The sequence below is a fragment of the Pseudoalteromonas sp. JB197 genome (genome assembly GCF_002332205.1).
GTDB lineage: Bacteria > Pseudomonadota > Gammaproteobacteria > Enterobacterales > Alteromonadaceae > Pseudoalteromonas > Pseudoalteromonas nigrifaciens.
The window spans coordinates 3,204,771-3,219,388 of sequence record NZ_NRGZ01000001.1 but is presented as its reverse complement, the minus strand read 5'-3'; the positions used below and the strand labels follow the sequence as shown (position 1 = coordinate 3,219,388).

The following is a 14,618-nucleotide window of genomic DNA, read 5'->3' as shown; positions in this document are numbered from 1 at the left end:
ATTATTTAGTCGCGGATTATATGCCAGCATTAACTTAAGGCCTATACATTGTTTAGACCAATGATTAGTAAATACTTATTTACTGCCTATTTTGCCTAAATTTACTGCGATTAAGTCGTTGTTATTGCATATAAGGAGGGTATACTGAAGCATAAACTAATGTATCTTTTGAGGATAAAATAATGGATTACAGCACTTCTGATTTATGTGACCACTTTGCCGATGTGGTTGACGTGCTTGAACCTATGTTCATCAACTTTGGTGGCCGACACAGCTTTGGTGGCCGCATTAAGACGGTTAAATGTTTTGAAAATAATGAACTTATCCGTGAATTACTTTCTCAAGATGGTACAGACCTAGTGCTACTTATTGACGGTGGCGGCTCTACTCGTCGTGCACTTATCGATATTGAACTGGCCGAACTTGCACTTGAAAATAACTGGCAAGGTATTATTGTTTACGGAGCTGTACGCCACGTAGACGAAATTGAAGATCTTGATTTAGGCATTCAAGCTATTGCCTCTATTCCGGTTGCAGCAGATAGCCAAGGTGCAGGCGAAGACGGCATTGGGGTTAACTTTGCTGGTGTATCATTTTTTGATGATGACTTTATTTATGCCGACAGCACCGGCATTGTATTATCGGCAGAAGAGCTAGAACTGGAAATCGTAGAAATATAACGTGGCGCACTATTTAAACGTTTACGATGAAAGCGCGGTTAAGTCGTTTTGCACTAGTCGCGCTAACGAAACCAAAGTATGGCAGTCAATGTCATTACTCGATACCGACGTAAATATACAACAAGCGCTTAGCGATGCCGCACAATTTGGCATGCGCTACGTGTTACTGGGTATTTGTGAAGATATTGGCCCAAAAGCAAACTTAGGAGCCGGGGGTGCAGAGCAAGCATGGCCGGCTTTTTTACAACGTTTTTTAAACCAACCTTATAATCAATTTATTGCCACGCAAAAAGTACTGTTACTTGGCGAAGTGCACACCGCTGATTTAATGGCGCAAAGCGCTCTACTCGACAACCAAAACCCTGCCCATTTAACACAGTTGCGTGAGTTATGTGAGCAACTTGATCAACGCGTAGAAGCTATATTAAGTTTTATATTTAAAGCAGGCCTTGAACCCATTGTTATTGGTGGTGGCCATAATAATTGCTTAGGTATTATAAAAGCGTTAGCTAAGTATAAAAACACCGCTATTAACGCTATAAATTTTGATCCCCACGCCGACTTTCGAGAATGCGAAGGCCGCCACAGTGGGAATGGCTTTAGCTATGCGTACAGCGCGCAGTGTTTAAAAAGTTACCATGTTATTGGCTTGCACGAGCTAAAAAACAATCAAGCTATTATAGATGCGTTAGCCGCTGCTAATTTTACTTTTAATAGCTATCAGTCAATCGCCGTTAAACGTGAAATTAATCTAACTCAAGCAGTGAGCAATGCGCTGAAGAGTTTTGATGCAGCGCCTCTAGGTGTTGAGGTTGATTTAGATAGCATTGCATTTATGCCTGTAAGTGCTTATACCTGTAGTGGTTTTAGCGTAAGTGACGCTGAGCACTTTGTGCATTTAGCTGCAAGCAACCGCCACTCTCACTACTTACACTTATGCGAAGCAGCTCCTATTCAACATCCCAGCGGGATTGAAGCCGGTAAAGTGCATTGCGGACAAGTTATTAGCGCACTAGTGAATAGTTACCTGCAAGCCAAAGAGTGTGCTTAATTACTTTGCTGCTGCGCTAATTGCCACTGCTTTAACCAGCTCATTAAACCAACACTGCTTAATGGGTGGCCAAAATAATAGCCTTGTGCAGCATAGCCTTTTAGGCTTTTTACAAATTTAAGCTGATCTAGGGTTTCAACCCCTTCAAAAATAACCTTAGTACTTTGTTGATTATGCATTTGTACCATACCAACAACTAGGCTGCGAATATTGTTTTGATTACTAAAATCAGCAGTTAATGCTGGCGCGACTTTAATGTATTCTACCGCTAAACTAGGTAACTTAGAGAGCGAAACGGGGTTATCGCCCAAACCATCAACACACACTTTTAAGCCTATATTATTAAGCCGCGCAATCATGGCTCGCCCTTTGTCATCTAGGTTAGTAAAAATATGTAGCGGGCACTCAACAATTAAATCACCAGGCCTTAAGTTATGCTCTTGCATAGCACTCGTTACAAATTCTACAAACTCTTCATTGAGCATTTCAGGGCCAAATACATTAATGCTCAATGGCATTGCAAAGCCCTCCATACGCAATGCCATTGCAAGTTCAGCAGCGCGCTCTATAACAAATATAGCCAGTGGGTAAGCAAGCCCTGCAATTCTAATATCATCAATAAAACGACTCGCTGAAAGTATGCCTTGCTTAGGATGCTGCCAACGCAGTAATAGTTCTAAAAACTCAATTTGGCCATTATCATTTACAATAACCGGCTGAAAATACAGCTCGAACTCATTGGTGAAATCAATTTCTGCAAGCTCTTTTAATCGTGCTTGCTGCTCTAACTGCTCGATCATCATTTGTTGATGATAAGCAACCACCTGTTGTTTTGGCTGGCTATCAAGTGCTAAATAAGCCGATTTAATTAAATTATCAAAGTCTTCATCTTGCTCATTACAATGCACATAGCTTGCTCTTGCGGTCACTTCTATAGTGCAGTTAGCCACATTAAAAGGTTTAAGTGTAGCGCCAAATATTTCGGTAATTATTTTTTCATGCAAGTGTTTATGGCTGGCTAAGTTACAAATAAAAGCAAAATTAAGCCCTCCTAAATGGGCTAGTTTTTCATCGTCCTCTAACGATACAATGCCATCATTATTGAGTAATTCTTTTATTCTATTCGCCGACTGAGCAAGCAGTAAATCACCAAAATCACGCCCAATATGCTGATTAACTTGCTCAAAACCTTCTAAACGAAGAATTACCAACGCCCCTAGTGACGGTGCTTTATTACGCCACGTATTATAACCTTGACGTAATTTTTGTTTATCGGCAAAAGAGGCCAGCGGAGAGCTTTCGATGTAATGTTCAGGTGCTGCTTGCTGCTGCTTCAAGGGCGCTTGATTAAGTGTCTCATTATTAGTAATAAACCCAGTTAATGATAATAACAACACCGCACTAACAATCCAAAACAGTGCAATGCCAAACGCTGCAATGGCTATAAGTAATGCTATAAACAACACCGCAGCAAGTGCACTTAATATAATTAACAGCTTGTTTTTATGTACAATTGCATGCCACAAATTAAAGCCAAAACCTAATGCGAGTAAAGCGCTAAGCCATGCAGCACCACTGCTTAAAATAGCCAACCCTATTAACCCTGTGCATAAGTAGCTTAATCTAGATGCTGTATTTTTTACGCTCAGCAAGGTAGCGATCATCGCCATAAGTAAGGCGCCACTAAAAAAAACCGGCAAGCCACTGTCGCTAAGCAAGCTCAAATTAGCACTACTGGTACTGGCTAAAAAATTAAATAAAAGCATAAATATTAAGGCCTACTTATCGGTCTGGGGTAAAGGTGTGACTAAATAAGTTTACCCATAATCCATAAGTTTAACCGTTTATTTACCCCAAACTGGTAACTTAATTGTGCTGGATGGCTTATTTGCCAATGTGCAATGTCGGCCCTCGCACCTACTTTTAAAACTCCGCGGTCTTTTAATCCTAAAGCTTTAGCAGCATTACGAGTTACTCCAGCAAGTGACTGCTCGGGGGTTAATCTAAATAATGTGCATGCCATATTCATCATTAATTGTAGCGAACACAGCGGTGAGGTGCCCGGATTAAAGTCGCTAGCAATCGCTATAGGCACTTTATATTGATTAAGCAAAGCTATTGGCGGAAGTTGTGTTTCTCTTAAAAAGTAAAATGCGCCAGGCAACAATACTGCTACTGTGCCGGCCTGTGCCATCGCTTTTACCCCATCTTCATCTAGGTATTCAATATGATCAGCCGATAGCCCGTTAAATTGCGCCACCAGCTCAGCACCGTGTTGATTAGAGAGTTGCTCGGCATGGCATTTTACTGGCAAGTTATGTTTTTTTGCCGCCTCGAACACCCGCTTGGTTTGGGTATAGCTAAAGCCTACATTCTCACAAAAAACATCAACCGCATCAGCAAGGTTATTAGCCACTACCTGATCAAGCATATCGTTACATACTAAATCAATATAGTCATCGCTACGCCCTTTGTACTCTGGTGGTAGCGCATGCGCCCCTAAAAAGGTGGTTTTAATATTAATAGGGTGATGCTCATCAAGTAAGCGCGCCACTTCTAATATTTTTACTTCGTTGGCAGTATCGAGTCCATAACCCGACTTTATTTCAACAGTTGTCACGCCCTCTGCCAGTAACGTATTTAACCTATCTTTGGCGGCTACAAATAACTGCTCATGATCGGCAGCGCGGGTGGCTTTAACTGTACTAGTTATACCGCCACCTTGGGCAGCAATTTGCTCATAACTCACCCCTTGTAAGCGCTGCTCAAACTCCTCTGCTCTAGAGCCTGCAAATACTAAATGCGTGTGGCAATCTATTAACCCTGGGGTTAACCATTGCCCTTTTATACTCAAGGTAGGCGTTGCAAACACATCAAAACTAGGTAAGTTTTTTTGCTCACCTAGCCACATAATTTTTCCATTTTTGATTGCTAAGGCTGCATTTTCTATCGCGCCATAAGGCGCCTCTACAGCACTATCCATAGTGGCAATGTTGGCATCGGTAAGCAGTAAATCAATATCTTCTAATTCATAACCTGGTGTTGCACTTTGCATATTGCGCGCCCTTGTGTTTTTTGTAATGACTAAAATATAGTCTAACAACCCATCTTGTATATACAAGGTAATTATGCCATCTTAATCTTATAGTTTATTTTTAATACAATTAAATACACCATGACAACACCTAAGTTTGCACAAATAAAACAGTTTATAGTTGATAAAATTAGCAGTGCTACATGGCAAGAAAACCAGCGTGTACCTTCTGAAAACGAGCTAAGCAATCAATTTGCTGTAAGCCGTATGACCGCTCGGCGCGCATTAAGCGAGCTAACTGAGGCGGGAATTTTAACTCGCAGCCAAGGGTTAGGCACCTTTGTTGCTAGCTTTAAATCGCAGTCGTCATTACTTGAAATTAAAAATATTGCCGATGAAGTAAAAGAACGTAATGGTAATTATAGCTGTACGGTATTGGCGCTTGAGTCGTTACCCGCAATTACTAGCATTGCCATTGCACTGGGTATTAAAGTTAACAGCACTGTGTATCGCAGTGTATTGCTGCATAACGAAAATACTAAACCACTGCAAATAGAGGAGCGCTTTGTAAATCCCACTTTTGCCACGCAGTACTTACAACAAAATTTTACGCTACTTACTCCACATGAGTACTTATCGAATGTAGCCCCGCTTACCCAAGCAACGCATACAGTGGAAGCCATTATGCCCAATAAACAAATGTGCCAGTGGCTTAACTTATCGAGTCAAGAACCTTGCCTGCAACTCATTCGCCGTACTTGGTCAAGTAACGGCATTGTGAGTTATGCCCGACTTGTTTCACCAGGAAGTAAGTATCGTTTAGGTGGTCACTTAACTTTTAAAAATAATAATTAAAAACTACAACGGGAGTAAATATGAACAATCGACTCGACAACAACCGCACAATACGCGCCCCTCACGGCGATAAAATTAGCGCTAAAAGTTGGCAAACCGAAGCCGCTAAACGCATGTTAATGAATAACTTAGACCCTGACGTTGCAGAGCATCCCCATGCATTAGTTGTTTATGGCGGCATTGGTCGCGCTGCACGTGACTGGCCAAGTTACGACAAAATTATAGCAACTCTCGATAGACTCGAAGATGACGAAACGCTACTCGTACAATCGGGTAAACCTGTAGGGGTATTTAAAACCCACAGTAATGCGCCGCGAGTACTCATAGCTAATTCTAACTTAGTACCGCACTGGGCTAATTGGGAGCACTTTAACGAGCTCGATAAAAAGGGCTTGATGATGTACGGGCAAATGACCGCGGGATCTTGGATTTACATTGGCTCACAAGGCATAGTGCAAGGCACTTACGAAACTTTTGTGGCCATGGCTAAACAACATTTTGCTGGCAGTGCTAAAGGTAAATGGGTATTAACTGGCGGGCTTGGTGGCATGGGCGGCGCACAACCTCTTGCTGCAACTATGGCAGGCTTTTGTGCATTAGTGGTGGAATGCGATGAAACCCGTATCGATTTTAGAATAAAAACCGGTTACGTAGATATTAAAGCCAACAACCTTGAACACGCGCTACAACTTATAACTAATGCGTGCGTAAAAGGTGACGCTCTTTCGGTCGGGTTACTTGGTAATGCTGCCGATGTGTTTAGCACTTTAGTTAAAAGTGGCGTTACTCCCGATGTGGTCACCGATCAAACCTCAGCACACGATCCGCTAAATGGCTATTTACCGCAAGGCTGGAGCATGGCACATACAGCTAAAATGCGCGAACAAGACCCAAAAGCGGTTGTAACAGCGGCTAAGCAATCAATGGCTGTGCAAGTAAGCGCTATGCTCGCGCTGCAACAAGCAGGCGCTGCTACCACTGATTATGGCAACAATATTCGGCAAATGGCATTTGATGAAGGCGTTACCAACGCGTTTGATTTCCCAGGGTTTGTACCTGCGTATATTCGCCCTTTATTTTGCGAAGGTATTGGCCCATTTAGATGGGTGGCACTGTCGGGCGACCCCGAAGATATTTATAAAACCGATGCCAAAGTTAAAGAGTTAATCCCCGATGACGCACACTTACATAACTGGCTTGATATGGCGCGTGAACGCATTCAGTTTCAAGGCTTACCGGCGCGTATTTGCTGGGTAGGATTAAAAGACAGAGCCCGTCTTGCGCTCGCTTTTAACAACATGGTTAAAAATGGCGAGCTTAAAGCCCCAGTTGTTATTGGTCGCGACCACCTCGACTCAGGCTCGGTTGCTAGCCCTAACCGCGAAACCGAAGCTATGAAAGATGGCTCTGATGCGGTATCTGATTGGCCATTACTCAATGCACTCCTTAACACTGCCAGTGGTGCTACTTGGGTATCGCTACACCACGGCGGCGGTGTAGGTATGGGCTTTAGCCAACATGCAGGCGTAGTTATTGTGGCTGATGGCAGCGACGAAGCAAAACAGCGTATTGCCCGCGTACTGTGGAACGACCCTGCAACTGGAGTTATGCGCCACGCAGATGCAGGCTACGATATAGCAAAAAATTGTGCAAAAGAGCAAAACCTAGACTTACCAATGTTAAACGAGGAATGATCATGCTTGAACTTACTCTCACCCCCGGATCGCTTGATTTAAACACGCTAAGAAAAATTAATAATTCACCGGTAAAATTGAGCCTTATAAAGCATGCCGAGTCACAAATAGCTGCCAGCGCACAAACAGTACAAAACGTAATTAACGAGCACCGTACTGTATATGGTATTAATACCGGTTTTGGCTTATTAGCTAACACCAAAATTGCCGATAACGAACTAGAGCTATTACAACGCTCTATTGTGCTTTCGCATGCGGCAGGTATTGGCGAGTATATGGATGACAGTACCGTACGCTTAATGATCATCTTAAAAATTAATTCACTGTCGCGTGGCTATTCTGGTATTCGTTTGCAGGTCATTGAATTTTTTATCCAGTTGCTTAATAGCCAAGTATACCCTTGCGTGCCTAAAAAAGGCTCGGTGGGTGCATCGGGCGATTTAGCACCGCTTGCTCATATGTGCTTGCCGTTACTAGCCGAAGGCCACATGCGCCACCAAGGGCAAATAATCAGTGCCGAGCAAGGGCTTAAAATTGCGGGGCTAAAACCACTTACCTTAGCCGCTAAAGAAGGCTTAGCCCTTTTAAACGGCACCCAAGCCTCGACTGCTTTTGCATTACAAGGGCTATTTAGAGCAGAAGATTTATACGCACAAAGCTGCGTAATTGGCGCTATGAGTATTGAAGCGGCCATGGGCAGCCGAGCACCATTTGATGCGCGTATTCATGAAATTCGAGGCCAACAAGGGCAAATAGATACTGCAGCTATATTTAGAGCCTTGTTAGGTCCACAATCACAAATTAGTGAATCACACGTAAATTGCGAAAAAGTACAAGACCCCTACTCTTTACGCTGTCAGCCACAAGTGCTTGGTGCTTGCTTAACCCAAATTCGCCAGGCGGCAGAAGTTTTATTATGTGAGTCTAACGGCGTAACCGACAACCCGCTGGTATTTGCTGATGTGGGTGATATTATTTCTGGCGGTAATTTTCATGCAGAGCCGGTGGCAATGGCCGCCGATAACTTAGCAATTGCCATTGCTGAAATTGGCGCACTTGCCGAGCGCCGAATTGCTTTACTAATTGACTCTAGCCTATCTAAATTGCCGCCTTTTTTAGTTGAAAATGGCGGCGTAAACTCAGGCTTTATGATCGCCCAAGTAACTGCCGCAGCCCTGGCATCTGAAAACAAATCACTTGCCCACCCAGCTTCTGTAGATAGTTTGCCAACCTCGGCGAATCAAGAAGATCATGTGTCTATGGCCACTTTTGCGGCAAGGCGCTTGAAGGAAATGGCCGATAACACCCAGGGCGTACTTGCTGTTGAATGGTTAGCGGCCGCGCAGGGGTTAGAGTTTAGAAAGCCGCTTACAGCTGCTGCTAAAGTAGAGCGTGCTAAAAGCTTACTGCGCGAGCATGTAAGCTACTACGATAAAGACCGTTACTTTGCCCCCGATATTGAAGCTGCAAATGCGTTATTAAACGCAGGCAAGTTATGCAACTTTATTGAGGGTGACTGCTTAGTATCTTATTAAATTGCGTATTGGTAACTAAACCCTAACGCCTCAATGGCTGAGCCAAGCACTTTGCGCTCAGCCGTATCTGTTCCCGTAAAGCGTGGCATTTCGCCGCCATGTTGTTGGCACTTTTGCGCATAGTAATCGCGCTTACAAGGATGCGACGGATTAACCACATTATAAATACTCTGCCCTTGATGCCAATGCTCAAGCACCGCAAAAATAGCGTTAATCACATCTTGCTGATGCACCATATTAACGACTTGCTCGGCAGAGGTATTTAGCTCTTTACCTGCAATAAAACGCCCCGGCTCTCTGTTGGGTCCAACTAAACCGGCTAAGCGCAGCACTTTACCGTTTTGCTCTAGTACTTGCTCTTCAGCTTCATATAGCTTTATTTGTCGCTCGTTTGTACACGAAATATCGCTGCTTTCGCTATATACTCCTGGTTCTTGATCGTACACTCCCGTTGATGAGCAAAGTAAAAAGCCTTTAGCATTCAATTTTTTTGCCAGCGTAAGTGCTGCCGTTAATGTTTGCGCATAATTACTTTCACTGTGGCGACTACGCGGAGGAATAGCGCACACCCAGTAGGCATTTTGTAAATCAATTTGATGCGTTAACTGGCCATTTTCTAGCAAAAACTGACGTTCAAAATCATGCTCATGCACTGCTGAGCGGTGTGTACCCTGCACTTGCCAACCTGCTTGCTGCGCATTAACGCATAAAGCACTGCCTAGCCAGCCCGCGCCTAGTACCACTAAGTTGTTACTCTGATGATTCAATTTATATGACCCCGTTTATTTAAATGTATAATTCTTAACTCGTTTCATAGAGTTCTAAAATTAAATATGCTTAGATATCTGTTACAAAAACAATAACAACATGTGCACTTATGCTAAATAACTTATCATTAAGAAAAAAAATATTATTATTGATTGGCGGAACAATTACTATTTTACTGCTCATTGCCTCTACTTTTTTTGTTAACCATATTGCCAAACTATCCAGAGTTAATATAGAGCGTGAGGCTCAAAGCTACTTACAAAGCGAGCAATTATCAATGCAAAGTTACTTTGCTACATACGGTAAAGTAGTTGCCACCTTTATTAATAATCCGCATTTGGTGAATTTTTTTACCGCGTGGGATAAGCGCGATCAAGCCCTAGAAAATGCCAACGGCTACTTGGCTATAAAATTAACGACATGGTCGAAAACATTCGCTTTAACGGCCAAGGCTATGGCTTTTTATTAGATGATCAACAAAAAGTTGTGCACTTTTCAAAAGCATCTGGGCATAAACTCTCTGTCACCGACGAAGGCCCTAACGGTAAAGACGGACTCGATGCGCTTGAACAACAATTTAATAATACCTCAGGGTTTAAAACACTTAACAGTGCAATGCAAAATAACCTCGCGGGTAGCCAAACTGTTATGCTTAAAGGCGAGCAATTTTATGTGGTTTATAACCGCCTACAATTAGAGCAGCCTCATTTAGATTGGTATGTGGGTTTATTAATTCCAACCAGTATGATTGAAGCCCCGGTAAATGCTGCGGTTACAACCACTACAACCGCTGTTATCATTATTTTAGTGATTATTTTAGCAATGATTTTATGGGCCACCCATATGATTTCAAAACCAATCACTACACTCACGCATATTATGCGCGACATTGCTTCTGGCGAGGGTGATTTAACCCAAAAAATTAATATTGATAGCCAAGACGAAGTAGGCCAACTGGCTAATCATATGAATACCTTTATTGATAAGTTGCGAGCGATGATGCTAGACACCGCAGCACAAGCTGAGCAATTAAGTGCCGCTGCCGATCAGCTTAAAACGGTATCGCAACAAACGAATTCAGAAATTCAGCAAGAAAAACAACAAGTAGATAGTGTTAGTGCCGCAGTGACAGAAATGGCCACTACCGTGCAAGAAATATCACGTAACGCACAGCAAACAAATACCGCAGCAGAAGAAGTACAAGCAATTACTGCCGATGGTGCAAGCCGCTCAAGCCAAGCACAAAGTGTAATGAGTGCGCTGGCTGAACATATTGGCGAAGCCTCTAAGGTGGTTGCCGGGCTTGAGCAAGAAAGTAATAACATAGGCGCATTGGTTGATGTAATTAACTCAATTGCCGATCAAACCAACTTACTCGCGCTTAATGCAGCCATAGAAGCGGCCCGCGCCGGAGAACATGGCCGCGGCTTTGCCGTTGTTGCCGATGAAGTTCGCTCGTTGGCGAGTCGTACACAAGAGTCAACTGACGATATTCGCAATATGATTACCCGTTTACAGCAAATTGCTCAGCAAGCCTCTAGTATGATGCTACAAGGGCAAAAACAAACCGAGGACTCTGTGTTGCAAACAAAAGAAGTACTTAGCTCACTACAAAGCATTGCCCTGTCGGTAACTAAAGTACAAGCTCAAAGTCATCAAATTGCCACCTCTACCGAGCAACAAACGGTAGTAGCAGAAGATATTAATACCAGCCTTAGTGCTATTAATAGTTTAGTTAATAGTACCGCAGAGCATGCACACACACTTGCCAATGAAGCACATGATTTAAGTGACCTTGCAGGGGCATTAAATAAAACGGTAAACCAGTTTAAACTATAAACGCCGGCTACTTATATTTAAGCGCTTGAGGATAAACTTTAAGCGCTTATTCCCCCCCTTGTTTTTAATTTATTCAGCACCATATCTTTGAGTGACTGTTGATATTTCAAAGTGGAAACTTACTTAATATCACTAGCTTTGCTAGCAGTTTTCACCTCGTATAAAAATATATAGCAATTTTATGTACTAGATTAAGTTTTTCTGTTTTTAATCCATATCTTTTTAGTGAGATGGTTTGTTGTTTAGCAGAGTCTGGTATAGTAGCACACGTAATAAACAGTGCTTTTTGAACGGTTTAATACAAAATTGCTAATTAATGTGTCCTCGGTGTTACTTTAAAGAACACATTAATTATCAATTGTTAAAAATGGGTTAGCCGATGTACGGCTGGCAAAAAAATACATTGTAACGGTTTTATCATGATATCTAATTTATTTACCAAGATTTTTGGTAGTCGCAATGACCGCACTATTAAAAACCTAAGAAAGACGGTCGCACTGATCAATGCACTTGAAACGCAATTAGAAGCGCTTTCTGATGACGACTTAAAAGCGAAAACAGCAGAGTTTAGAGAACGTTACGATAACGGACAAAGCCTTGACGACTTACTGCCTGAAGCATTTGCTGTGGTACGTGAAGCATCTAAACGTGTAAATGGCATGCGTCACTTTGACGTACAGCTACTCGGTGGCATGGTACTGCACCAAGGCCGTATTGCAGAAATGCGTACCGGTGAAGGTAAAACACTCACAGCTACATTACCTGCTTACTTAAATGGTTTAACTGGTAAGGGCGTACACGTAATTACCGTGAACGACTACCTAGCTAAACGCGATGCGGAAACTAACCGTCCGTTATTTGAGTTTTTAGGTTTAACAGTAGGCTGTAACGTACCGGGTATGATGCCACAGCAGAAAAAACAAGCTTATGTTGCCGATATTACGTACGGTACTAATAATGAGTTTGGTTTTGACTACCTGCGTGACAACATGGCATTTAGCATAGATGAGCGTGTACAACGTCCATTATTTTATGCTGTTGTCGATGAAGTGGATTCTATCTTAATTGATGAAGCCCGTACGCCCCTTATTATTTCAGGCCCTGCTGAGGACAGCTCAGAGCTATACACTGAAATTAATACCATGGTGCCTTTACTTGAACTACAAGAAAAAGAAGACGAAGAAGGTATTGAAGGCGATGGCGATTTCACTATTGATGAAAAGTCTAAGCAAGTTCATTTAACTGAACGTGGCCAAATTAAAGTTGAAGAGCTACTTACTGAGCGCGGCTTAATTGCAGAAGGCGATTCGCTTTATTCTGCAGCCAGCATTACGCTACTAAGCCATGTTTATGCAGCGCTTCGTGCTCATAAGCTTTATCAAAGAGATGTTGATTACGTTGTAAAAGAAAACGAAGTTATCATTATTGATGAGCACACTGGTCGTTCAATGGAAGGTCGTCGTTGGTCAGAAGGTTTACACCAAGCTGTTGAAGCTAAAGAAAGCGTAAATATTCAAAACGAAAACCAAACGCTTGCATCTATTACCTTTCAAAACTATTTCCGTTTATACGAAACACTTGCGGGCATGACAGGTACAGCCGATACGGAAGCATTTGAGTTCCAGTCTATTTACGGCCTAGACACTGTTGTTATGCCAACTAATAAGCCGATGATTCGTGATGATCGCGCCGACTTAGTGTACCTAACGCAAGAAGAAAAATACGAAGCTATTTTAGTTGATATTAAAGACTGCCAAGAACGCGGACAACCTGTACTTGTAGGTACTATTTCAATTGAAAGCTCTGAGTATTTATCGCAATTTTTACGCAAAGAAAAAATTAAGCACAACGTACTTAATGCTAAATTTCATGCGCAAGAAGCTGATATCGTATCAGACGCTGGCCTACCAGGCACAGTAACGATTGCCACTAACATGGCTGGCCGTGGTACCGATATTGTACTTGGTGGTAACTGGCACAGCGAAGTTGAAATGCTTGAAAACCCAACTGATGAACAAATTGCTGAAATTAAAGCTGCATGGAAAATACGCCATGACGCAGTAATCGATGCAGGTGGTTTACATATTATTGGTACTGAACGCCATGAATCTCGTCGTATAGATAACCAATTACGTGGTCGCTCTGGTCGTCAAGGTGATGCCGGTTCAAGCCGTTTTTACTTATCGATGGACGATGCGTTAATGCGTATTTTTGCTGGCGAGCGCATGACCAACATGATGCGTAAACTAGGCATGCAACGCGGTGAAGCGATAGAACATCCATGGGTTAACCGTGCGATTGAAAATGCACAGCGTAAAGTAGAAGCACGTAACTTTGATGTGCGTAAGCAATTACTTGAGTACGATGACGTAGCAAACGATCAACGCCGTGTGGTTTACTCACAGCGTAACGAACTACTTGAAGAAGGCGATATTTCAGAAACTATCACGGTTATTCGTGGTGATGTGCTGAGTAATATTATTGATCAGTATATTGCACCGCAAAGCTTGGCTGAAATGTGGGATGTACCTGGCCTTGAAGAGCGCTTAAAACAAGACTTCTTAATTGAATTGCCAATTACTCAGTGGCTAGCTGATGACAATAAACTCTATGAAGAAAAACTTCGTGAGCGCATTGAAGAGTCGGTTGGGCAAGCATATAAGCAAAAAGAAGAGATGGTAGGCGATTCAGTACTACGTCAATTCGAAAAAGCGATTATGTTACAAAGCCTAGATCAGCATTGGAAAGATCACCTGGCAGCAATGGATCATTTACGCCAAGGTATTCATTTACGTGGTTATGCGCAAAAAAATCCAAAGCAAGAGTACAAGCGTGAATCGTTTGAGCTATTCGCTGAAATGCTAGAAAACTTAAAAATAGATGTAGTAAGTATTTTAAGCAAAGTACAAGTACGCGCCGAAGAAGATGTTGAAAAAGTAGAAGAGCAACACCGTAAAAGTGAAAACGCTCCTCGCGAATATCAGCATGAAGAAGTTGAGCATGTAGGCGGCGAAGCACCACAAAGCGCAACTGTAATGGCACGTAGCGAGCCAAAAGTAGGCCGTAACGATCCTTGTCCTTGTGGCTCAGGTCAAAAATTTAAGCAATGTTGTGGTAAATTAAAATAATCCAATAGTGTAATAAATTTCGTAAAAAGCGGCG

The 14,618-nt window shown here is 42.5% G+C and carries 9 protein-coding genes and 1 pseudogene; 7 read left to right on the top strand and 3 right to left on the bottom strand.

What is annotated here, in order from left to right:
* The first annotated feature begins 182 nt into the window (after positions 1-182).
* Both rraA and CIK86_RS15015 read left to right on the top strand, forming a co-directional pair.
* Positions 183-680, top strand: coding sequence for a ribonuclease E activity regulator RraA (gene rraA, locus CIK86_RS15020; RefSeq protein ID WP_086997279.1), 498 nt, complete (start codon positions 183-185; stop codon positions 678-680).
* Position 681: 1 nt separating this feature from the next.
* Positions 682-1,731 carry a formimidoylglutamase gene (locus CIK86_RS15015; RefSeq protein ID WP_086997276.1) on the top strand — a complete coding sequence of 350 codons (1,050 nt, stop codon included), beginning with the start codon at positions 682-684 and terminating at the stop codon, positions 1,729-1,731.
* Here CIK86_RS15015 and CIK86_RS15010 read toward each other — a convergent pair.
* Positions 1,728-3,401, bottom strand: coding sequence for a GGDEF domain-containing phosphodiesterase (locus CIK86_RS15010; protein WP_086997327.1), 1,674 nt, complete (start codon positions 3,399-3,401; stop codon positions 1,728-1,730). The genes CIK86_RS15015 and CIK86_RS15010 overlap by 4 nt on opposite strands.
* A 137-nt stretch (positions 3,402-3,538) precedes the next feature.
* Positions 3,539-4,786 (bottom strand): imidazolonepropionase, encoded by a 1,248-nt coding sequence (gene hutI, locus CIK86_RS15005; RefSeq protein ID WP_086997273.1) that lies wholly within the window; start codon positions 4,784-4,786, stop codon positions 3,539-3,541.
* A 120-nt stretch (positions 4,787-4,906) separates the two neighbouring features.
* On the opposite strand from hutI, the gene hutC reads away from it, so the two are divergent.
* From hutC to hutH, 3 genes are read left to right on the top strand one after another with little or no spacing between them, the layout of a single operon-like run.
* Entirely contained in the window at positions 4,907-5,620 is a 714-nt protein-coding gene (gene hutC / locus CIK86_RS15000) for a histidine utilization repressor (protein ID WP_086997269.1), read from the top strand.
* 20 nt (positions 5,621-5,640) lie between these two features.
* Positions 5,641-7,314, top strand: a complete 1,674-nt coding sequence (gene hutU, locus CIK86_RS14995) for a urocanate hydratase (protein WP_086997266.1) — start codon at positions 5,641-5,643, stop codon at positions 7,312-7,314.
* A gap of 2 nt (positions 7,315-7,316) precedes the next feature.
* Positions 7,317-8,849: a histidine ammonia-lyase gene (gene hutH / locus CIK86_RS14990; protein WP_086997263.1), complete on the top strand. Its 1,533-nt coding sequence runs from the start codon at positions 7,317-7,319 to the stop codon at positions 8,847-8,849.
* Here hutH and CIK86_RS14985 read toward each other — a convergent pair.
* On the bottom strand, positions 8,846-9,616 hold the full coding sequence (locus CIK86_RS14985; RefSeq protein ID WP_086997261.1) for an NAD-dependent epimerase/dehydratase family protein: 771 nt from the start codon (positions 9,614-9,616) through the stop codon (positions 8,846-8,848). The genes hutH and CIK86_RS14985 overlap by 4 nt on opposite strands.
* Before the next feature lie 110 nt (positions 9,617-9,726).
* Between CIK86_RS14985 and CIK86_RS14980 the strand changes: the two are divergent.
* Positions 9,727-11,456, top strand: a pseudogene (locus CIK86_RS14980) (methyl-accepting chemotaxis protein).
* Positions 11,457-11,875: 419 nt separating this feature from the next.
* Positions 11,876-14,584 carry a preprotein translocase subunit SecA gene (gene secA, locus CIK86_RS14975; protein WP_086997259.1) on the top strand — a complete coding sequence of 903 codons (2,709 nt, stop codon included), beginning with the start codon at positions 11,876-11,878 and terminating at the stop codon, positions 14,582-14,584.
* Positions 14,585-14,618: the final 34 nt, after the last annotated feature.

Bases quoted from the DNA above. Each gene is read 5' to 3' on its own strand.
- rraA (WP_086997279.1), top strand. From the start codon at position 183: ATGGATTACAGCACTTCTGATTTATGTGACCACTTTGCCGATGTGGTT.
- CIK86_RS15010 (WP_086997327.1), bottom strand. From the start codon at position 3,401: ATGGCGATGATCGCTACCTTGCTGAGCGTAAAAAATACAGCATCTAGA.
- hutI (WP_086997273.1), bottom strand. From the start codon at position 4,786: ATGCAAAGTGCAACACCAGGTTATGAATTAGAAGATATTGATTTACTG.
- hutC (WP_086997269.1), top strand. From the start codon at position 4,907: ATGACAACACCTAAGTTTGCACAAATAAAACAGTTTATAGTTGATAAA.
- hutU (WP_086997266.1), top strand. From the start codon at position 5,641: ATGAACAATCGACTCGACAACAACCGCACAATACGCGCCCCTCACGGC.
- hutH (WP_086997263.1), top strand. From the start codon at position 7,317: ATGCTTGAACTTACTCTCACCCCCGGATCGCTTGATTTAAACACGCTA.
- secA (WP_086997259.1), top strand. From the start codon at position 11,876: ATGATATCTAATTTATTTACCAAGATTTTTGGTAGTCGCAATGACCGC.